We start from the raw sequence: 18921 nt of genomic DNA, 5'->3' as shown, positions 1-18921 counted from the left end.
AGAACCGCTATGAACTTCAAACTCAGTGGACACCACCTGGACATCACGCCGCCGTTGCGTGAATACGTGGAAACGAAACTGGAGCGTGTGATCAGGCACTTCGATCAGGTCATTGGCGTCAGCGTGTTGCTATCGGTCGATAACCACAAGGAGAAGAACCGTCGCCAGTACGCGGAAATCAACCTGCACCTCAAGGGTAAGGACGTCTTCGTCGAGTCACACCATGAAGATCTTTATGCGGCCATCGACCTCTTGGTCGACAAGCTGGACAGGCAGGTCATCAAGTACAAGGATCGTGTGCAAGGACATGATCGCGACAGCGTGAAGCATCAGGCCTTCCAGGCCGTGCAGATGCAGCAATAGCAACCCGCACCGCAAAAGACCGCGCCCTCAGATGGCGCGGTTTTTTTATGCCGTGGTGCATTCCTGACGAATCCGATTGCATCCGAATTAAGTCGGGCTAAAATCTGACGAAAGTATGAATGCCGGGCGTGGCGTGGGTTTTGCCGCCATGCTGGCAACAACAGGGTCGTGGCCTGCGCGCAATTCGCCGGCACCGACTGAATCGCAGCCTTGGGGGATTCGCCTTCTGCCCTGCGCGGCACACCGCTGGTGCGTCGCACAAAGCCGCGCGGCACGTGGTCTATAATGACCCGATTGTCCGCGCCATTTTGGTGCAGAAGGACGCCGCTCATTTCACGCATTGCACATGAATCGCTTGGCCAAACTGCTGCCGCCCGGGAACATTGCCCTCGACGTCAGCGTAACCAGCAAAAAGCGGGTCTTTGAACAGGCCGGTCTGCTGTTCGAGAACAACCACGGCGTCGCACGCGCGGTCGTCACTGACAACCTGTTCGCGCGCGAATCGCTCGGCTCGACGGGGCTGGGTGCTGGCGTGGCCATCCCGCACGGCCGTATCAAGGGGCTCAAGCAGCCTCTGGCAGCATTCATGCGCCTGGCCGAGCCGGTGCCGTTCGAGTCGCCCGACGGCAAGCCTGTCTCGCTGCTGATCTTCCTGCTGGTGCCGGAACAGGCCACCCAGCAGCATCTGGAGATTCTCTCCGAAATCGCCCAGCTGCTGTCCGACCGCGACATGCGCGAAGGCCTCGCTACCCTGCCGTCGCCCGAGGCGATTCACCAGCTACTGACCGACTGGCGGCCTTGAGCGCGACGCAATCGGTATAGCAACGCAACCGATTGCGAACACGCACCGCCCACCCCCGCCTGCTATGGAACTGACCGGCGTCACCGCCCAATCGATCTTCGACGACAACGCAGCCGATCTGAAGCTGTCGTGGGTCGCCGGCCTGGAAGGCGCGGACCGCGCGTTCGATGTGGATTTCGCCAAGGAGGCCACCTCGGCGGCAGACCTGGTCGGACACTTGAACCTCATCCACCCGAACCGCATCCAGGTGCTCGGCAAGCCCGAGATCACCTACTACCAGCGCCTGTCGGAAGAAAACCGCAAGCGCCAGATGGGTGAGCTGATCCTGCTGGAACCGCCCTTCCTGGTGGTAGCTGACGGCGTTGATCCGCCGCCGGATCTGGAGCTGCGCTGCACGCGCTCGTCCACACCGCTGTTCACCTCGCCGATTTCGTCGGCGGCCGTCATTGACCACCTGCGCCTGTACCTGTCGCGCATCTCGGCGCCGCGCGTGACGATGCACGGGGTGTTTCTCGACATCCTCGGCATGGGCGTGCTCATCATGGGCGATTCGGGCCTGGGCAAGAGCGAACTCGGCCTGGAGCTGATCTCGCGCGGCCACGGCCTGGTTGCCGATGACGCGGTCGACTTCGTGCGCCTGGGGCCGGACTTCATCGAAGGCCGTTGCCCGCCGCTGCTGCAGAACCTGCTGGAAGTGCGCGGCCTGGGCCTGCTCGACATCAAGACGATCTTTGGTGAGACGGCCGTGCGCCGGAAGATGAAGATCAAGCTGATCGTGCAACTCGTGCGCCGCAACGACGGCGAATTCGAGCGCCTGCCGCTGGATTCGCAATACCTCGACGTGCTCGGCCTGCCGATCCACATGGTGAAGATTCAGGTGGCGGCCGGCCGCAACTTGGCCGTGCTGGTCGAGGCCGCCGTGCGCAACACCATCCTGCGCCTGCGCGGCATCGACACGCTGCGCGACTTCATGGACCGCCAACGGGCCGCCATGCAGGCCGAAGCGGCGTCGCATTCGCCCCAGGGCCGCCTGCTTTAACAAAGTCGCTACAAAGCTTCGCAATTCGAGGGGTTTTACCCTAGTTTTGTCGAGAAACGTCAACCCGACATGCCCCCGCCCCGTTGTGGAGGGGAATGCGCCGGGCACGCACGCGGCGGCGTTCATCGCGAGCGCGGCGGCAATTGATCTCCGCCCGCTCTTCTGACGGTACCCAAGGAGAACACGACGATGAAACAACTGATTGCCGCTTGCGCCCTGGCGCTCCCGTTCCTGGCCGGCCAGGCGTTTGCCCAAGGTAGCGCACCGGCCGCTGCTGCCCCGGCCGCACCCGCAGCCGCCGCACCGGCAGCCAAAAATTCGCAGCAAGACAAGATGAAGCAATGCAACATGGATGCCGCCGGCAAGAAGGGCGACGAGCGTAAGGCGTTCATGAAGGGCTGCCTGTCGGACAAGCCTGCAGCTGCCGCCGCGCCGATGACCCAGCAGCAAAAGATGGCTGCCTGTTCCAAGGCCAACAAGGGCAAGAAGGGTGACGACTTCAAGAACGCCCAGAAAGAGTGCCTCTCGAAGGGCTGAGCATCCGCTTAGCTTCGCTCTAAAAAGGCGGCCGGCCCGGTCGCCTTTTTTATTGGTCGCTGCTTTGCAACACAGGGATGCTATCCTCAAGGCATGCGGATCATTCTCATCACCGGTATGTCGGGTTCAGGGAAATCGGTCGCCCTGAACGTGCTCGAAGACGCAGGCTACTACTGCGTCGACAACCTGCCCGCGCAGTTCATTCCCGAACTGGCGCGCTATCTGGCGGACCAGGGCTATACGCACCTGGGCGTGGCCACCGACATCCGCAGCCGCGAGTCGCTGCGCAAGGTGCCCGAGACCATCACGACGCTGCGCAAGGAACACGACGTGCGCATGCTGTTCCTGACGGCCAGCACGAACGCGCTGGTGCAGCGGTATTCCGAAACACGCCGCCGCCACCCGCTCTCCATCCGTAACGGCCGCCCCGCATCTGCGCATGCGAGCGCTGAACCGCCGCAAGCGCCGAAAGACGCTGACACGTCGCTCATCGAAGCCATCGAGATGGAGCGCGAGCTGCTCAGCCCGCTGGCCGACCCGGCACATCGCATCGACACCAGCACGCTGCGCACCAATGCCCTGCGCGCGTACATCAAGGAATTCATCAGCGACGAGCCACACGACATCACGCTGATGTTCGAATCGTTCGGCTTTAAGCACGGCGTACCGACAGATGCCGACCTCGTCTTCGACGTGCGCTCACTGCCCAACCCGTACTACGACACGCAACTGCGCCCGCTGACCGGCCGCGACCAGTCCGTCATCGATTTTCTGCAGAGCCAGCCGATGGTGCTGGCAATGGCCGAGGACATCCGCGCGTACGTCGAAAAGTGGCTGCCGAGTTTCATTGCCGACAACCGTAGCTACCTGACGGTGGCCATTGGCTGCACGGGCGGCCAGCATCGCTCGGTGTATATCGCCGAGCGGCTCGCCACGTACTTCCGCGCGCATGGTAATGTGTTGGTCCGCCACCGCGAATTGGCCGTAGAGGGCTGAACCGCGCGCGATGCGCGCCGGGCCTGTCCTGCTTGATGTTGGAGTACGGCTTGCGCGGCGCCATGCGAAAGTCTTGCCGCCGTCCGCTCCACTCGCTCATGCAAGAAGACATCGCTCTCTCGCCGTTCTCGCCGCTGCCGCCGCTACCCACCGAGCTGTCGCTGTTTCCGCTGCACACGGTGCTGTTTCCCGGCGGTCTTCTCCCGCTGCGTATTTTCGAAGCCCGCTACATGGATATGGTCCGCACCTGCCTGCGCGACCAGACCCCCTTCGGCGTCTGCCTGATCGAGCGCGGCAATGAAGTCGCCACGGCAGATGCGTCGACCGTGCCGGTGGACGTCGGCTGCATTGCCCACATCGTGGAATGCGACATGGAGCAACTGGGCCTGCTGATGATCAAGGTGCGTGGCACGCAGCGCTTCAAGGTGCTGTCATTCGAGACCACGTCCAACGGTCTGATGCGCGGCACGGTGGAGCCCATCGGTGCCGACGTGCAGGACTGCAAGGGCGAGCTTTTCGATGATTGCGTGAACGCGCTGCGCCGCATCGTCACGACCTTGAGCACGCGCGAAGACGGCCAGGTGCTGATGGCCGAGCCGTACGAGTGGAACAGCCCAAGCTGGGTCGCCAACCGGCTGTGTGAACTACTGCCGGTGCCGCTCAAGGCCAAGCAGAAGCTGATGGAACTGATGGACGCCGGCATGCGCATCGAGATCGTCCATCGCTACATGAAGCAGCATCATATTCTCTGACGCTGCACCGGCCGGGCGAGGCTTAGATCAGGCTCGGCTGGACCAACGTCGCCAGTGCCAACTTCACGGGCGCGGGCAATCCCACTGAATTCAACTGTGCAAGCGGTACCCAGCGCCAGTCATCGTCGAGCGTGGCTGGCTTGGTGATGTCCGCGCGCAGCAAGTGCATGTGCAGACGGAAATGCGTGAAGGTGTGCGTGAGCGCGCCAGCAGCTTCCACCTCTGAGACGACGCCGTAGGCCTGCGCGGCCTGGCGCACGGTATCCACATCCAACGGATGCGCATCGAGGTCATCGTCCATGTCGCCCACCAGCGGCAGCGACCACAGCCCGCCCCAGATACCACGCTGTGGACGACGCTGCAGTAGCACAGCGTCGCCGTGCAGCGCGATCACCATCGTGGCGGCGCGCTCCGGAATCGCCTTGCGCGGACGCGGCACTGGCAGTTCCATCACGCGATCGGTGCTGCGCGCCTCGCACAGGGATTCAAGCGGACACGCACGTTCCCCCGTCAGGCAGGCGGGCTTGCCGCGCGTGCAAACGGTGGCGCCCAGGTCCATCAACCCCTGCGTGTACGGTTGGATACCATCGGCCGGTGGCAGCACGGCTTCGGCGATGCGCCACATAGCGTCTTCGACACGCTTGTCGCCGGGAAAACCGTCGATGCCGAACACGCGCGCAAAGACACGTTTGACGTTGCCATCGAGAATGGCCGCCCGCACACCGTACGAGAACGCAGCGATGGCCGCTGCAGTGGAACGCCCGATGCCCGGCAGCGACGCCAGCACCTCGGGATCGCGCGGGAAGGTGCCGCCGTGCTCGGCCACCACGATCTGTGCGCAGCGATGCAGGTTGCGTGCGCGCGTGTAGTAGCCCAGGCCCGCCCATGCCGCCATCACGTCATCAGCGGGCGCAGCAGCCAATGCCTGCACGGTCGGGAAACGTTCGATAAAGCGTGCGTAGTAACCGAGCACGGCAGTCACCTGCGTCTGCTGCAGCATGATCTCCGACAGCCACGTGCGATATGCGTCGCCGGTGTTCTGCCACGGCAGATGGTGGCGACCATGACGCTGCTGCCAGGCGATCACGCGCACGGCGAAATCATCGGGAAGCGAGGGCAAAGCGGGGGTAGAAAGCGCGGCGCGGCGCGTACGGCGTGGGGTGGCGGTCATGCGTGTGATGAAGAAGCGGTGCGCGGAAAGCGCACGCTGGCGGCGATCCTACCAGAACGAAAAAGGCGCCCGCAGGCGCCTTTCACATGAGCAACGTTCGCGTCAGGCCGCGACCGAGTGGATCGAATGCTGCTCCAGAAGCGTCCCCGCCGCAAGGATGCGATCGGTGTACTGGGCAATCGTGCCGCTGCGCTCATCTAGCGTGTTGAGCAGCGCTTCCAGCTCGGCGATGCGCGCTTCCAGCGTGTCGGTGGCCTCGTGGATGCGCTCGATCGAATCGACGCGCTTGCGCAGCTGCTTCTGGTGATCGCGCACCTGCGCTTCGAGCGGCGTCATGACCGACTTCAACCAGATCTCGATATCGCGGTTCATGTCCTGGAAGGTATCCAGCACGCGGCTGGCCACCGTCGAGAACGCACCGTGCACGAGCTGCGGCTTCGGACGGGTCAGGAAGCTGAACGCGCCAAAGTGGTTATGCGCGAGCAGCAGCGTCTCTTTCAGATCGGCGTCATAGCGCGTGCCCAGGAAGCGCAGCGGCGGCGACAGCGTGAAGCCGTGCTCGGCGTTGAACTTCTTGTACATGCCATCGACCATCTGGTGAAGCTGGTCGATGCGATTGGCCGCGTCGCGCACCAGGCCGGTCAGATGGCCGAACAGCTTGTCCATGTCGTCGCGCAGGCCGCGCGAGAACACGCGCTCCTTCATCTTTTCGCGCGCTTCGCGCATGGTCGAGCGGATCTGCTTGAGCTGCACGCTCTTGATGATCTCCGCGCTGTGGCGGCCGAACACCGTGCGCAGCGCCTGGAACTTGGCGATGCTCTGCTCGAACTCTTCCTTCTCGCCCTGCACGCGCATCAGCATGTGCTTGACCATCGTGTGGTTCTTGCCGCGCAGGCCGCGCAGTTCGAACAGCTGCTCGACGATGTCGCGGCGGCGCATCTGCAGCAGTTGCTGCGCGCCAGCGGACATGTCCTTCACCGCCAGCTGCACCTGCTCGGTCACGATCTCGCGACGCTGCGGGATCAGTTGATCCGACAGCACCGACTCCAGCTCCAGCAGGCGGCTCTTGGCCAGCAGCTCATGATCGTGGCTGACCTTGGCCAGCAAACCCTTTTGGGCCGACACCGGATACACGCGCTCGACATCGATATCGAGCACCTGCGCCGTGGTGATGATCTGGCGGCTGACCTCGTCCTCGACTTCCTGTTCGGTCTTGAGCGGATCCCACAGGCCGTCGACCTTGTTGAGCACGGCGATGCAGCCCTTGCGCTGGCCACCGCCCACGTGCGAGCGCCACAGCTCCAGATCGCTCTTGGTCACGCCGGCATCGGCGGCCAGCACGAACACGACGACGTGCGCATCCGGAATCAGGCGCAGCGTCAGTTCCGGCTCGGTACCGATGGCGTTCAGGCCCGGCGTATCCAGGATCACCAGACCCTGTTTGAGCATCGGGTGCGGGAAATTGATGATCGCGTGGCGCCACTTCGACACTTCCACCGTACCGGCGGCATCCACCGAGAAGGCAGCGTCAGGATCGGCGTCGTTGTACAGGCCGAGCTGCTCGGCCTCTTCCTTGGGCACGCGCACGGTTTCCACCACGTGGCGGAACGCTTCGAGCATGCCCTCGGGCGACGACGGATCGAGCGGCACGGACAGCCAGTGGCTGCCGGCATCACGGAAGTCAGCCGTCGACGCATCGTGCAGGCGCGTCTCGATCGGCAGCAGACGGATCGACGGCGGATAGCTTTCGTCGTACATCAGCTCGGTCGGACACATCGTGGTCCGGCCCGCCGACGACGGCAGAATGCGGCGGCCAAAATCCGCAAAGAAAATGGCGTTGATCAGTTCGCTCTTGCCGCGAGAGAACTCAGCAATGAAAGCGACCTTGAGCTTGTCGCTGCGCAGGACACCGCGAATGCGCTGGGCGCGCATGTCAGCCTGGGCGTCGTACAACTCCTGGGCTTGCAGCCAGTCCTGGAATTCTCCCACCGACTGCAGTACCGAAGCGCGCCAGGTACCGTACTGCTCGAACTGTGTGCTCAGTGTGTTATTCATCGTTCTGTCTTATTTTGTGCGCGCCCCGACCATGCAAAAATGCGCGCCCCCTCGGCATCGCTGTTACCGCCCATTACGGCACAGAAATGCACAAATTTAGGTGGAACGATACAGGGAACCGACAGGTTCCGGGAGAACTTTCCGCCGACTTGTCCGGGCCGGCCAGCCAAGTGTTGCGGGATGCCATCGGCGGCCCGCTACCCCCCTTCGAAAACCTTGCGAAATGACGGGTAAATCGCTCCGAAAGCCGCCTCAGCGCTGGCAGGTCGGACAATAGAAGGTGGAGCGCTGGCCCTGGACGATCTGGCGGATCGGCGTGCCGCACACACGGCATGGCAGACCGGCCCGGTCGTACACGAACGCCTCGAGCTGAAAATAGCCGCTCTGGCCGTCTGAGCCGACGAAATCACGCAGCGTGCTGCCGCCCCGGGCAATGGCGTCGGCCAGCGTGGCGCGAATCGCCTCGGCCAGCGCGGCGTAGCGCGGCCGGCTGATGCGCCCTGCCGCCGTGGTGGGCCGGATGCCGGCGCGGAACAGGCTTTCTGAGCAGTAGATGTTGCCCACGCCGACCACGATATCGCCCGCCAGCAGCGCCGATTTGATGGCAACACTGCGCCCGCGCGTGCGGGTGTACATCCAATCGCCGTCGAAGCGCACATCGAAGGGTTCAATGCCGAGGTTGCGCAGCAGCGGGTGATCAGCCAATCCGGCTTCATCACCAGGGTGCCAGAGCACCGCACCGAAACGGCGCGGATCCCGATAGCGCAGCGTGATCGGCACGCCGGTTGCGTCGACCAGCTCCAAATCCACGTGATCGTGCGGGCCGGGTGAAACCGGGGTCTCCAGCACCCGCAGGGTGCCGGTCATGCCGAGGTGGATCAGCAGCCAGCCGCCGCCGGCATCGGCCTGGCCCGCGTCCGGCATGCATTCGATCAGCAGATACTTGCCACGGCGCAGCAGGCGCGTGACGGTCAGGCCGGCGAGCAACGCTGGCAAGGCAGGATCCACCGGCCAACGCAGCCCGTGATGGCGCACCACCGCGCGCACGATACGTCGCCCCGTAATATGCGGTAGCAAACCCAGGCGGGTGACTTCCACCTCTGGCAACTCAGGCATCGAACCTCCGTCGCATGTGCTGCTCCAACCTTTTTTACGATGCGGGCGATTGTAGCGGTCAGGCTACAATGCCCTGAACCCCATCCGGAGCTTCAAGACCATGCCCCACGCTTTCCCCCGTTCGCCAGCGATGCAACGCCCGCGGCGATTTCCGCGCAGCCGAGCGATCCTGCTCGCCTCGCTGGTTGCGGGAGGACTGGCGAATCTGCCGGCATGGGCGGCAAATCCGAGCACCGCGCCTGCGCTGATCGCACAGGCAACACAGGAGGGTGCCCGCCCCAACATCCAGCTTGAACGCTCACGCTCGCGTGGCAGCCTACTGAATTCGGAGCGCACCGATCTGCCGTCAATCGCGCTCGATCAAGACATCATGTACCGCGTGCTGGCGTCGGAGATCTCGCTGCAACGCGGGCTGGTCGAGCCGGCCTACCGAACCTACCTGGATCTCGCGCAAGACACGCGCGACCCGCGTTTCGCCCAGCGCGCCACCGAAATCGCCTTCCTGACCCGCTCGCCCGCGCAGGCGTTGACTGCCTCGCGACTGTGGGTCGAGCTGTCGCCGACCTCCATGCCCGCCCGCCAGGTACAGCAGCTTCTGCTGGTGGCCACGGGCAAGTGGTCCGAAGTTGAACCGATGCTGCAGGCGCAATTGAACAAGGTGTCGCCCGGCCAACGCGCCGACGCCATCCTGCAACTGCAGCAGCAGATGTCCAAGAGCACCGACCCGGCAGGCGCCGTGGCCGCGCTGCAGCGCATCGCCGCGCACGACATGCAGCGCCCAGAAACGCATCTCGCCCTGGCGCGTGCCAAGGTCGTCGCCAAGGATGTACCGGGTGGACTGGCCGAACTGGACACCGCCCTCAAGCTGCGTCCCGGCTATGAAGATGCCGCCATCCTGGCCGCCGAGCTGCGCGCCGACGACAATCCCGATGCCGCCATTGCCGGCCTGCGTACCTTCCTGAAGGCCGCGCCCGCGTCCATCGACGGCCATCTGGCGCTTGCCCGCATGTACCTCGTGCGCGATCAGCAAGACAAGGCCCGCAGCGAATTCGAAGCACTCAAGAAGATCGCGCCCAACGATGCGCGCATCACGCTGGCGCTGGGCCTGCTGACGCTGCAACAGCACCAGTACGACGCCGCCGAGCGCTACCTGAAGGAATACGTCGCGGCCACCGCCAAGTCGCCCACGCTGAGCCCCGAGCCCGGTTACCAGGGCCTCGCCCAACTCGCCGAGGAAAGGCACGACTACGCAGGTGCGCTGGCGTGGGTCGACAAGATCACCGGCTCGGCCAACGGCGATGCCGACGGCCAAACCGCGCTTGCCGCCGGCATCAAGCGCGGCCAGTTGCTCGGCAAGCTGCGCCGTATTGATGAAGCACAACAGACCTTCGACGAACTCGTCGCCGACTCCGAAGACATTCCCGACGGCCCGCGCCGCCAGGCCCTGATGGACGGCATCCGCCAGGCCGAGATCGGCATGCTGATGGACGCCAAGGCCTATGGCCGCGCCCGCGCCCGCGTCAACGAGCTGCTGAAGAGCGATCCGGACAACGTCGAGTACACGTACCAGCTCTCCATGCTGGAAGAGCACGACGGCCACTACGACAACATGGAAACGCTGCTGCGCAAGGTGATCGACCTGCGCCCCGGCCAGGCCATTGGCTACAACGCACTCGGCTACTCGCTGGCCGATCGCAACGTGCGCCTGCAGGAAGCACAAGAGTTGCTGGAGAAAGCCGTTTCACTGGCACCGGACGATCCCTACATCGCCGACAGCCTGGGCTGGGTCAAATACCGCCGTGGCGATCTGCCGGCCGCCACCGACATTCTGCGCAAGGCGTGGAGCTCCGCGCCGCAGGCCGAAATTGGCGCCCATCTGGGCGAAGTGCTGTGGCAATCCGGCAAGCAGGACGATGCGCGCAAGATCTGGACGGACGCTGCCAAGCTCGACATCAATGACAACACCCTGCGCGACACGCTGCGCCGCTTCGGCCAGCCGATTCCTGACGCTCCCGTGAGCGCGAACTGATGACGCTGCAGTTTTCCCGCGCGCTCGGGGCATTGGTGCTGGGCGTGAGTTGTGCGCTGTTTGCAGGCTGCGCAAGCGTGCGCCCGGCCAACGACCTGTTCGCCAACACGCAAGACAACGACGCCACCATCACGCGCTATCAGGGCCGCTTCTCTGCGCGCTACATGCACGGCAACGCCGAGCAAAGCGCGGTGGGCAGCTTCCTGTGGCGCGAGCGCGGCGCCGATGTGCAGCTTGAGCTGATGTCGCCGTTGGGCCAGACGCTGGCCGTCGTCAGCCAAAACAATCAGGGCGCCACGCTCGAATTGCCCAACCAGCCGCCGCGCCGCGCACCTGAAGTCGACACGCTGATGCAGGATGCGCTCGGCTTCTCGCTGCCGGTGTCCGGCCTGCGCGACTGGCTGCGTGCCCGCCCCGCCCCTGGCACCCCGGCCCGCGTGGCGCGCGACACGCAATCGCGCCCCGAGACCATCGAACAGAATGGCTGGACCGTGCACTACGTCGCCTGGACAGACGACACCTCCGCCGACGCACACATCCGCCGGCTCGATCTCGATCGCCAGCAGAACACCGGCACCAACGGACCGCTTACGGTGCGGCTCGTGCTGGATCAGTAACGCCGTCATCGCCTCACAATGACCTCCGTACTCACCGAGCTGCGCGATTGCCCGGCGCCCGCCAAGCTCAATCTGTTCCTGCACGTGGTCGGCCGCCGGCCCGACGGCTACCATCTGCTGCAGACGGTCTTCCAACTGATCGACTGGTCCGACACGTTGCACTTCTCGCGACGTGCTGACGGCCGCCTCGCACGCACCACCGATGTGCCCGGCGTACCGGCCGACGAAGACCTCGTGATGCGCGCCGCACGCTTGCTGCAAGCCGAAACCGGTTGCACCTACGGCGCCGACATCGCCATCGAGAAACGCCTACCGATGGGCGGTGGCATTGGTGGCGGCTCATCCGACGCGGCCACCACGCTACTCGCGCTCAACCGCCTGTGGGGCCTCGATCTGCCGCGTACGACGCTGATGGCATTGGGCCTGAAGCTCGGCGCCGACGTGCCCTTCTTCGTATTCGGCCAGAACGCCTTTGCGGAAGGCATCGGTGAAGAACTCACGCCCATCGTGCTGCCGCCGGCGGCGTTCGTTGTCATCCATCCACGCGTGCATGTGCCCACCCCCGCAATTTTTTCCGATGAGGGGTTGACACGTAACACGCCACTCACCATAATTACGGACTTTCCTGACCAACAAATTGTTTTCGCTTACGGTCGCAACGATCTGCAAGCGGTGGCGGAAAGGAAATACGGCGAAATCGCCCGAGCACTTGCCTGGCTACGACAGTTCAGCCCCCTGGCAAGAATGACCGGATCCGGTGCCTGTGTGTTTGCTCCGTTCGATAGCGTTGAGCATGCACAAGCAGTAGCGGATCAGGTGCCTTCCGAGTGGGAAGGTCGGTGTGCGGCAGGTCTGGCGCAACACCCGCTCGCGAGGTTTGCTGTGTAAAGGTTTGCAGTTACTGCTTCTGCAATGGAAGCAGTAACCGATCGGTTGTGTAGGGGCGTCGCCAAGCTGGTTAAGGCACCGGATTTTGATTCCGGCATGCGTAGGTTCGAATCCTTCCGCCCCTGCCATTTTCTTCCTTATGTTCCCAGCAATAGCCCGGTTGGTGCTTCTACCAACCGGCGCGTCTGAAGTCGAAAAACAGGTGCCCCGATGAGCAGCGAAGGCTTGATGGTTTTTACCGGCAACGCCAACCCGAAACTCGCCGAAGCTGTCGTCAAGCACCTAGGCATCCCGCTCGGCAAGGCCCTCGTCGGCCGATTCTCCGATGGTGAAGTTCAGGTCGAGATCCAGGAAAACGTGCGCGGCAAGCACGTGTTCATCCTGCAATCCACCTGCGCCCCGACCAACGACAACCTGATGGAACTGATGGTGATGGTCGATGCGCTCAAGCGTGCATCCGCCCGCCGCATCACGGCCGCCATCCCCTACTTCGGCTATGCCCGCCAGGATCGCCGCCCGCGTTCGGCGCGCGTGGCCATCACGGCCAAGGTCGTGGCCAACATGCTGGAAGTCGCTGGCGTCGAGCGCGTGCTGACGATGGACCTCCACGCTGACCAAATTCAAGGCTTCTTCGATATCCCGGTCGACAACATCTACGCGTCGCCCGTTCTGCTCGAAGACCTGCGCAAGAAGAACTACAGCGACCTGCTGGTCGTATCGCCGGACGTTGGCGGCGTGGTGCGCGCCCGTGCGCTCGCCAAGCAACTCAACACCGACCTCGCCATCATCGACAAGCGTCGCCCGAAGGCCAACGTGGCCGAGGTGATGAACATCATCGGTGAAGTCGAAGGCCGCAACTGCGTGATCATGGACGACATGATCGACACCGGTGGCACGCTGTGCAAGGCAGCTCAGGTGCTCAAGGAGCGTGGTGCCAAGCAAGTGTTTTCGTACTGCACGCACCCGGTGCTGTCGGGTGGCGCAGCTGCCCGCATCGCAGACTCAGCACTCGACGAAGTGGTCGTGACCGACACCATTCCGCTGCGCGACGACGCCCTCAAGTGCGGCAAGATCCGCCAGCTCTCGACCGCCCCGCTGCTGGCCGAGACCTTCACCCGCATCGTGCGCGGCGACTCGATCATGTCGCTGTTTGCTGAATAATTCAGCAAGTCTGCGGACCCCTGTTATAATTCAAGGCTTTACTGCAGAAAACGTCGACTAGACGGCACTTCTGCGGTGTCTGCGGGGCGCAATATGGCACCCCGTTCACCAGACGGCTTGGTCGCGAGTCGTCTTTTTTCGTTTGGAGCAAACATGAAAGTTGTCGCTTTCGAGCGTAGCGTTCAGGGCACTGGTGCGAGCCGCCGCCTGCGCAACGCCGGCAAGACCCCGGGCATCATCTACGGCGGTGAAGCTGAGCCGAAGATGATCGAACTCGATCACAACGCGCTGTACCACGCGCTGAAGAAGGAAGCCTTCCACTCGTCGATCCTCGACATCGAAGTGGCTGGCAAGGTGGAAAAGGCGCTGCTGCGCGATTTCCAACTGCACCCGTTCAAGCAACTGGTTCTGCACATCGACTTCCAACGCGTGTCGGCCAAGGAAAAGATCCACGTCAAGGTGCCGCTGCACTTCCTGAACCAGGAATCCGCACCGGGCGTGAAGCTGGGCCACGGCATCGTGAACCACATCCTGAACGACGTTGAAGTGTCGTGCCTGCCGGCCGACCTGCCGGAGTTCATCGAAGTGGATCTGGGCGCGCTGGAAATCGGCCAGACCCTGCACATCTCCGACCTGAAGCTGCCGAAGGGCGTGACCATCCTCACCCACGGTGGCGATGAGAACCCGGCTGTGGCCAACATCAGCGTGCCGGCTGGCGAAAAGTCCGCCGCTGCTGAAGAAGGCGCTGCCGCTGCAGGCGAAGACAAGCCGGCTGCCTAAGGTTGCCGCACCGTCGTGCCTTCGGGCACGACACAAAAAAGCCCGCCGAGCTGGTCTCGCCGGGCTTTTTTTCTGCCTGAGTTTCCATACCTATGTCGCTCGCCCCCGCGTTGTGAATCCCCTGGGCGAAAGCGGCTATGCTTGTACGATCAAGGGGCGCTTCCTGCACCTCACCCTAGACCTCTCCGCATGATCAAACTCATCGTCGGGCTCGGCAATCCGGGCGCCGAATACGCAGCCACGCGGCACAATGCCGGGTTCTGGCTGGTCGACCAGCTCGCGCGCATGGGCAACGTGACCCTGCGCAACGAAACGCGCTTTCACGGCTATGCTGCCCGCGCCAACCTGTGGGGCAATGAGGTGTGGCTGCTGCAGCCGCAGACCTTCATGAACCGCTCGGGCCTGTCGACGGTGGCGCTGGCGCGCTTTTACAAGGTGATGCCCGACGAGATCCTGGTCGCGCACGACGAACTTGATCTGCCGCCCGGCGCGGTCAAGCTCAAGCTTGGTGGCGGCTCGGGTGGCCACAACGGCCTGAAGGACATCGCCGCGCACCTGACCACGCAACAGTTCTGGCGGCTGCGACTGGGTATCGGCCACCCGCGCAACCTGCTGCCGCCGGGCACGGCGCCGTCCGGCCAGCATGATGTGGCCAACTTCGTACTCAAGGCGCCGCGCAAGGAAGAACAGGATCAGATCGACCGCGCCATCGACCGCAGCCTGGACGCACTGCCCGACCTGGTTGCCGGCAACGCTGAAAAAGCCATGATGCGCCTGCATACCGCAGGCTGATTCGCCCGCACAAGGACATCGCCATGAAACCGTTCACCATGCTCACCTCACGCACCGTCGCGTTGGCGAGCCTGGCCCTCGGCCTGTTGGCGACAATGCCCGCGCAGGCACAGGTCTATCGCTGCAGCGAAAACGGCCACACGGCCTATTCCGATCACCCCTGTGGCACGCGTGTGACAGAAGTCCCGCTGATCGACAACACCCCTACCGCCGCTGATCAGAAAGCCGCCCGCGAACGTGCCGCCGCCGAGGCCGCCGAAGTGCGCGAGATGGAAACCTCACGCCGCAAGGCACAAGCTGCGGAAGATGCTCGCCAGGCGCAGATCGCAGCGCTGGCCGCAGAGCAGGCACGCCGTGACCAGCGACAAAAGGTTGTGGTGGCGCAGGAAGGCGTGCGCTACTGCCATCGCGTCTACGTGGGGCCGGTGCCGTACCCGATGCCCTACCCAACGCCAATGCCAGTGGTCCGCCCGCCCGTCACGATTACGCCTGCGCCGGGCACCGGCACATTGCGCCCGCCGAGCGGCGGCGGCCCAAAGCCCTTCCTGCAAGCGCCGGTTGCGCCAACACCCGTCGTGCCGCGCCCATTGCGGCCGCATCCGCCGTACTACCGCATCGTCTGCGAGCCCGGTTATGCGTATGAAGGTCCGGAAGATCTGCTGCCGATCCAGTAAGCGCGGAGCAATCGGCAAACACCAATGAAAAGAGACGGCCTAGACCGTCTCTTTTTGCTTACGCTGCGCGCGGCGCAGAAGTGAGCTGAATGTACTTCTGCATCAACTGCTCCTGCGACTCGGCGTGGGCCGGGTCCTTGGGGATGCAATCGACCGGGCACACCTGCTGGCACTGCGGCTCATCAAAGTGCCCGACGCACTCGGTACATTTGCCCGGATCGATCACGTAGATTTCCGGGCCCATCGAAATTGCGTTGTTCGGGCACTCGGGCTCGCACACATCGCAATTGATGCACTCATCGGTAATTATGAGCGCCATGATGCTTTCCTTGAAATGACCGGCGGGAGGGCTCCCGCCAAACTGTCATTTTATTCCGATTTGCCGACGTCATCTGCCTTGCCCGTCTTCTCCTTGAGCCATTTCTCAACCGAAGGGAACACGAACTTGCTGACGTCGCCACCCAGGATGGCGATCTCGCGCACGAAGGTGCCCGAGATGAACTGGTACTGGTCCGAAGGCGTGAGGAACATGGTTTCCACATCCGGCAGCAGGTAGCGGTTCATGCCGGCCATCTGGAATTCGTATTCGAAGTCCGACACCGCACGCAGGCCCCGCACGATCACGCGCGCACCATTCTTGCGCACGAAATCCTTCAACAGGCCGGAAAACCCTTCGACCCGCACGTTCGGATAGTGGCCGAGCACTTCACGAGCGATTTCGATGCGCTCTTCCAGCGCGAAGAACGGCCGCTTGTTCGGGCTCTGCGCCACCCCGACGATCAGCTCGCCGAAGATGTTGGACGCACGGCGGACGAGGTCTTCGTGGCCGCGCGTGAACGGATCGAAAGTGCCGGGATAAACCGCGATCACCATGGTTCCTCCACCAAGGGGAAAAAAGTATCCGCCGGCGCGGCGTGGGACATTGCCGCGCCAATCTGCGTTTGGACACCGTTGCGTTATCGAGCGCGGCAAGTCCCGAGCCTGCCGCCCGCACGTTCCGGCTGCCTTTCGGCGACCTCACAATCAGACTGTGGAGAGGTGCCGCCAGATGCTCATGCACCGGAACGAGCGGCGTAGTTTAACCTTTTTTGCGCAGCAGCAAATGCGCATGCACCGCACCGGCGCGCAAGTGCTTGTGCAGTGCCACATCGGCCGGCAGCGGAATACCCGCCGCTGCTTCTGCCGATTGTGAATCAGTACTCACATCCACCAGAGGCTGCGGTGCCTCTAGATAGATCACCCCGCCCGGCTTGACCACCCGGATGGCGGCCTCCAGCGCACGCAACGACCAATCCTGCGCAAACGGCGGGTCGATGAACACCGCGTCGAACGCACCGTCAGCCTGGCGGGCGAGCCATGTGAAGGCGTCGCCCGAGACGATGTCGACCATGCGCGCATCGAGCTTGCCGCGTATGGCGTGCAGCGCGCGCACGGCAGAGGCATGGTTTTCGACCAGCGTCACGTGCGCTGCACCGCGAGAAGCGGCCTCGAGACCAAGTGCGCCAGTACCCGCAAAGATGTCGGCGCAGTGCCAGCCGGTCAGGTCCTGGCCGAGCCAGTTGAAGACGGTTTCGCGGACGCGGTCGCTGGTCGGGCGCAGGCCGTCGGCGTCGACCACCGGCAGCGGCGTGCGTTTGTACTGCCCGCCGATGATGCGCACCTGCTGCGGTGCGCGCGCATGCGACGTGGCGGTCTTGGCCTTCGGGCCTTTGGAACTGGAAGTACGGGATGCCATGGGCGCGATTGTAGTGCCAGCCCAAACAAAAACCGGCGGGAATGCCGCCGGTTTTTTCGGTTGAAGGTGCCGTGCGTCAGTTTGTCGCCGGGCCGCCCACCACGATGGTCGCCATGGTCTGCGGCTGCAGTACGCGCTGGAAGGCCGTACGCACCTGGTCACGCGAGACAGCAGCGATGCGCTGCGTCCACGTATCCAGATAGTCCAGCGGCAGGTTGTACCAGCCGATGTTGGCCACGTTGTCCAGCAGCTTGCGGTTGCTGTCCAGGCGCAGCGGGAAGCCGTTGACGAGGTTGTCTTTCGCGGCCTTGAGCTCCGCTTCGGTCGGGCCATCGGCAACGAACTTGCTGACGGTGTCACGCACCACGGTCAGCGCTTCCTCGGTCTGGTCTTTGCGCGTCTGCAGGGCCAGCTCGAACGGGCCGGGCTGTGCAGCCGGCGCAAAGTAGCTGCCGATGCTGTAGGTCAGACCACGCTTCTCGCGCACTTCGTTGGTCAGCCGCGCGCTGAAGCCGCCACCGCCCAGCACGTAGTTGCCGACCAGCAGCGAGAAGTAATCCTTGTCGCTACGCGAGATACCAGGCTGGCCAACGATGATGGTGGCCTGCTGCGCCGGATGCGGAATGCGGATCGTCTCGGCCTTCGTCAACGGCATCTTCACGTCGGGCAGTGCGGGCGGCGTGGCACCGTCGGCGGGCAGACCCTGCGTGATCTGCACGGCGATGGCCTCGGCTTCCTGGCGGCTGATCGCGCCAATGAGCGTCACCACCGCGCGCTTGGCCGTGTAGTTGGCCTGGTAGTAGCGCACGATGTCGTCGCGCGTGATGCTCTCCACCGTTTCCGGCGAAGCCGTCTGTCCGTACGGGTGCGTGCCGTAGATGGCCGTGCCAAACGCGCGCTCGGCCAGCACACCCGGCTTGGTCAGCGATTCACGGATGGATGCCACCAGACGCTGCTTGTCGCGTGTAAGCACGGCGTCGGGGAAGGTCGGCGCGGAGACGATCTGCGTCATCAGCGCAATGGCGGGGCCGCGCTCGGCCGGGTCCGACAGCGTGCGCAGGCGCAGGCTGGTGCGATCTCCGCCGGCGCCGCCGCCAAAGCTCGCACCCACGTCGGCAAACGCATCGGCAATCGCCGCTTCGTCGCGTGCCGGGGCGTTGCCCTGTGCGGCGATGCCCTTGTCGAGCATGCCCGCCGTGAGCGATGCGAGGCCCACCTTGGCCGCCGGTTCATAGCGCGAACCGGCATCCACATCGAGGTTGATGTCGAGCATCGGGATCGACGGGCTCGGCACGAAGAACACGCGTGCGCCGGTCGGGGCCGTCCAGTGTTCGATGGGCAGCGCGGCCAGTGCGCCTTGCGTCGCTGTGGCAACAATGGCGACCAGCGCCGTCTTCAGGGTCAGGGACATCCG

20 protein-coding genes and 1 tRNA gene are annotated in these 18921 nt (G+C 63.9%); 14 read left to right on the top strand and 7 right to left on the bottom strand.

What is annotated here, in order from left to right:
- The first annotated feature begins 9 nt into the window (after positions 1-9).
- The 6 genes from hpf to ACS13N_RS09920 all read left to right on the top strand — a co-directional run bounded on the left by hpf (position 10) and on the right by ACS13N_RS09920 (position 4489).
- Positions 10-363, top strand: coding sequence for a ribosome hibernation-promoting factor, HPF/YfiA family (gene hpf / locus ACS13N_RS09945; RefSeq protein WP_438931509.1), 354 nt, complete (start codon positions 10-12; stop codon positions 361-363).
- 346 nt (positions 364-709) lie between these two features.
- Positions 710-1165 carry a PTS IIA-like nitrogen regulatory protein PtsN gene (ptsN, locus tag ACS13N_RS09940; RefSeq protein WP_021196400.1) on the top strand — a complete coding sequence of 152 codons (456 nt, stop codon included), beginning with the start codon at positions 710-712 and terminating at the stop codon, positions 1163-1165.
- Positions 1166-1229: 64 nt separating this feature from the next.
- Positions 1230-2204, top strand: coding sequence for an HPr(Ser) kinase/phosphatase (gene hprK, locus ACS13N_RS09935; protein WP_021196399.1), 975 nt, complete (start codon positions 1230-1232; stop codon positions 2202-2204).
- A 189-nt stretch (positions 2205-2393) separates the two neighbouring features.
- Complete coding sequence (locus ACS13N_RS09930) at positions 2394-2741, top strand: PsiF family protein (protein ID WP_438931508.1); 348 nt, start codon at positions 2394-2396, stop codon at positions 2739-2741.
- Between the two features lie 93 nt (positions 2742-2834).
- On the top strand, positions 2835-3737 hold the full coding sequence (gene rapZ, locus ACS13N_RS09925; protein ID WP_438931507.1) for an RNase adapter RapZ: 903 nt from the start codon (positions 2835-2837) through the stop codon (positions 3735-3737).
- Between the two features lie 98 nt (positions 3738-3835).
- Positions 3836-4489 carry an LON peptidase substrate-binding domain-containing protein gene (locus ACS13N_RS09920; protein ID WP_438931506.1) on the top strand — a complete coding sequence of 218 codons (654 nt, stop codon included), beginning with the start codon at positions 3836-3838 and terminating at the stop codon, positions 4487-4489.
- Positions 4490-4511: 22 nt separating this feature from the next.
- Here ACS13N_RS09920 and mutY read toward each other — a convergent pair whose 3' ends face one another.
- The 3 genes from mutY to mutM form a co-directional block, all read right to left on the bottom strand.
- Positions 4512-5660 carry an A/G-specific adenine glycosylase gene (gene mutY / locus ACS13N_RS09915; protein WP_438931505.1) on the bottom strand — a complete coding sequence of 383 codons (1149 nt, stop codon included), beginning with the start codon at positions 5658-5660 and terminating at the stop codon, positions 4512-4514.
- 102 nt (positions 5661-5762) lie between these two features.
- Positions 5763-7715 carry a dynamin family protein gene (locus ACS13N_RS09910; RefSeq protein WP_438931504.1) on the bottom strand — a complete coding sequence of 651 codons (1953 nt, stop codon included), beginning with the start codon at positions 7713-7715 and terminating at the stop codon, positions 5763-5765.
- A 252-nt stretch (positions 7716-7967) separates the two neighbouring features.
- On the bottom strand, positions 7968-8831 hold the full coding sequence (gene mutM, locus ACS13N_RS09905; protein WP_438931503.1) for a bifunctional DNA-formamidopyrimidine glycosylase/DNA-(apurinic or apyrimidinic site) lyase: 864 nt from the start codon (positions 8829-8831) through the stop codon (positions 7968-7970).
- A 100-nt stretch (positions 8832-8931) separates the two neighbouring features.
- On the opposite strand from mutM, the gene ACS13N_RS09900 reads away from it, so the two are divergent.
- From ACS13N_RS09900 to ACS13N_RS09865, 8 genes are all read left to right on the top strand, one after another.
- Positions 8932-10860 carry a tetratricopeptide repeat protein gene (locus ACS13N_RS09900; protein WP_438931502.1) on the top strand — a complete coding sequence of 643 codons (1929 nt, stop codon included), beginning with the start codon at positions 8932-8934 and terminating at the stop codon, positions 10858-10860.
- The gene (gene lolB, locus ACS13N_RS09895; protein WP_438931501.1) at positions 10860-11477 is read left to right on the top strand and encodes a lipoprotein insertase outer membrane protein LolB; all 618 of its coding nucleotides are present in this window, start codon (positions 10860-10862) and stop codon (positions 11475-11477) included. The genes ACS13N_RS09900 and lolB overlap by 1 nt, the downstream gene beginning before the upstream one ends.
- Positions 11478-11495: 18 nt before the next feature.
- On the top strand, positions 11496-12365 hold the full coding sequence (gene ispE, locus ACS13N_RS09890) for a 4-(cytidine 5'-diphospho)-2-C-methyl-D-erythritol kinase (protein ID WP_438931500.1): 870 nt from the start codon (positions 11496-11498) through the stop codon (positions 12363-12365).
- A 51-nt stretch (positions 12366-12416) separates the two neighbouring features.
- Positions 12417-12493, top strand: a tRNA-Gln gene (locus ACS13N_RS09885).
- A gap of 82 nt (positions 12494-12575) precedes the next feature.
- On the top strand, positions 12576-13526 hold the full coding sequence (locus tag ACS13N_RS09880; RefSeq protein ID WP_039599029.1) for a ribose-phosphate pyrophosphokinase: 951 nt from the start codon (positions 12576-12578) through the stop codon (positions 13524-13526).
- A 153-nt stretch (positions 13527-13679) separates the two neighbouring features.
- Positions 13680-14306: a 50S ribosomal protein L25/general stress protein Ctc gene (locus ACS13N_RS09875; protein WP_438931499.1), complete on the top strand. Its 627-nt coding sequence runs from the start codon at positions 13680-13682 to the stop codon at positions 14304-14306.
- 189 nt (positions 14307-14495) lie between these two features.
- Positions 14496-15098: an aminoacyl-tRNA hydrolase gene (gene pth, locus ACS13N_RS09870; RefSeq protein ID WP_438931498.1), complete on the top strand. Its 603-nt coding sequence runs from the start codon at positions 14496-14498 to the stop codon at positions 15096-15098.
- A gap of 23 nt (positions 15099-15121) precedes the next feature.
- Positions 15122-15772 (top strand): DUF4124 domain-containing protein, encoded by a 651-nt coding sequence (locus ACS13N_RS09865; RefSeq protein WP_438931497.1) that lies wholly within the window; start codon positions 15122-15124, stop codon positions 15770-15772.
- A 58-nt stretch (positions 15773-15830) separates the two neighbouring features.
- Here the strand turns inward: ACS13N_RS09865 and ACS13N_RS09860 are convergent, their stop codons facing one another.
- From ACS13N_RS09860 to ACS13N_RS09845, 4 genes are all read right to left on the bottom strand, one after another.
- Positions 15831-16091, bottom strand: a complete 261-nt coding sequence (locus ACS13N_RS09860) for a YfhL family 4Fe-4S dicluster ferredoxin (RefSeq protein ID WP_438931496.1) — start codon at positions 16089-16091, stop codon at positions 15831-15833.
- A gap of 50 nt (positions 16092-16141) precedes the next feature.
- Positions 16142-16645 carry a pantetheine-phosphate adenylyltransferase gene (gene coaD / locus ACS13N_RS09855; RefSeq protein WP_438931495.1) on the bottom strand — a complete coding sequence of 168 codons (504 nt, stop codon included), beginning with the start codon at positions 16643-16645 and terminating at the stop codon, positions 16142-16144.
- 205 nt (positions 16646-16850) lie between these two features.
- Positions 16851-17507 (bottom strand): 16S rRNA (guanine(966)-N(2))-methyltransferase RsmD, encoded by a 657-nt coding sequence (gene rsmD, locus ACS13N_RS09850; RefSeq protein ID WP_438931494.1) that lies wholly within the window; start codon positions 17505-17507, stop codon positions 16851-16853.
- A 76-nt stretch (positions 17508-17583) separates the two neighbouring features.
- On the bottom strand, positions 17584-18918 hold the full coding sequence (locus tag ACS13N_RS09845) for a M16 family metallopeptidase (protein ID WP_438931493.1): 1335 nt from the start codon (positions 18916-18918) through the stop codon (positions 17584-17586).
- Positions 18919-18921: the final 3 nt, after the last annotated feature.

The sequence above is a fragment of the Ralstonia sp. 24A2 genome (assembly GCF_051783885.1).
In the GTDB taxonomy this organism is placed as follows: Bacteria; Pseudomonadota; Gammaproteobacteria; order Burkholderiales; family Burkholderiaceae; genus Ralstonia.
This window is presented reverse-complemented; position numbering and strand designations above follow the sequence as displayed.

Bases quoted from the DNA above. Each gene is read 5' to 3' on its own strand.
- rsmD (WP_438931494.1), bottom strand. From the start codon at position 17,507: ATGGCATCCCGTACTTCCAGTTCCAAAGGCCCGAAGGCCAAGACCGCC.
- ACS13N_RS09920 (WP_438931506.1), top strand. From the start codon at position 3,836: ATGCAAGAAGACATCGCTCTCTCGCCGTTCTCGCCGCTGCCGCCGCTA.
- ACS13N_RS09875 (WP_438931499.1), top strand. From the start codon at position 13,680: ATGAAAGTTGTCGCTTTCGAGCGTAGCGTTCAGGGCACTGGTGCGAGC.
- hprK (WP_021196399.1), top strand. From the start codon at position 1,230: ATGGAACTGACCGGCGTCACCGCCCAATCGATCTTCGACGACAACGCA.
- mutM (WP_438931503.1), bottom strand. From the start codon at position 8,831: ATGCCTGAGTTGCCAGAGGTGGAAGTCACCCGCCTGGGTTTGCTACCG.
- mutY (WP_438931505.1), bottom strand. From the start codon at position 5,660: ATGACCGCCACCCCACGCCGTACGCGCCGCGCCGCGCTTTCTACCCCC.
- hpf (WP_438931509.1), top strand. From the start codon at position 10: ATGAACTTCAAACTCAGTGGACACCACCTGGACATCACGCCGCCGTTG.
- lolB (WP_438931501.1), top strand. From the start codon at position 10,860: ATGACGCTGCAGTTTTCCCGCGCGCTCGGGGCATTGGTGCTGGGCGTG.
- ispE (WP_438931500.1), top strand. From the start codon at position 11,496: ATGACCTCCGTACTCACCGAGCTGCGCGATTGCCCGGCGCCCGCCAAG.
- pth (WP_438931498.1), top strand. From the start codon at position 14,496: ATGATCAAACTCATCGTCGGGCTCGGCAATCCGGGCGCCGAATACGCA.
- ACS13N_RS09865 (WP_438931497.1), top strand. From the start codon at position 15,122: ATGAAACCGTTCACCATGCTCACCTCACGCACCGTCGCGTTGGCGAGC.
- rapZ (WP_438931507.1), top strand. From the start codon at position 2,835: ATGCGGATCATTCTCATCACCGGTATGTCGGGTTCAGGGAAATCGGTC.
- ACS13N_RS09930 (WP_438931508.1), top strand. From the start codon at position 2,394: ATGAAACAACTGATTGCCGCTTGCGCCCTGGCGCTCCCGTTCCTGGCC.
- ACS13N_RS09900 (WP_438931502.1), top strand. From the start codon at position 8,932: ATGCCCCACGCTTTCCCCCGTTCGCCAGCGATGCAACGCCCGCGGCGA.
- coaD (WP_438931495.1), bottom strand. From the start codon at position 16,645: ATGGTGATCGCGGTTTATCCCGGCACTTTCGATCCGTTCACGCGCGGC.
- ACS13N_RS09860 (WP_438931496.1), bottom strand. From the start codon at position 16,091: ATGGCGCTCATAATTACCGATGAGTGCATCAATTGCGATGTGTGCGAG.
- ptsN (WP_021196400.1), top strand. From the start codon at position 710: ATGAATCGCTTGGCCAAACTGCTGCCGCCCGGGAACATTGCCCTCGAC.
- ACS13N_RS09880 (WP_039599029.1), top strand. From the start codon at position 12,576: ATGAGCAGCGAAGGCTTGATGGTTTTTACCGGCAACGCCAACCCGAAA.
- ACS13N_RS09910 (WP_438931504.1), bottom strand. From the start codon at position 7,715: ATGAATAACACACTGAGCACACAGTTCGAGCAGTACGGTACCTGGCGC.
- ACS13N_RS09845 (WP_438931493.1), bottom strand. From the start codon at position 18,918: ATGTCCCTGACCCTGAAGACGGCGCTGGTCGCCATTGTTGCCACAGCG.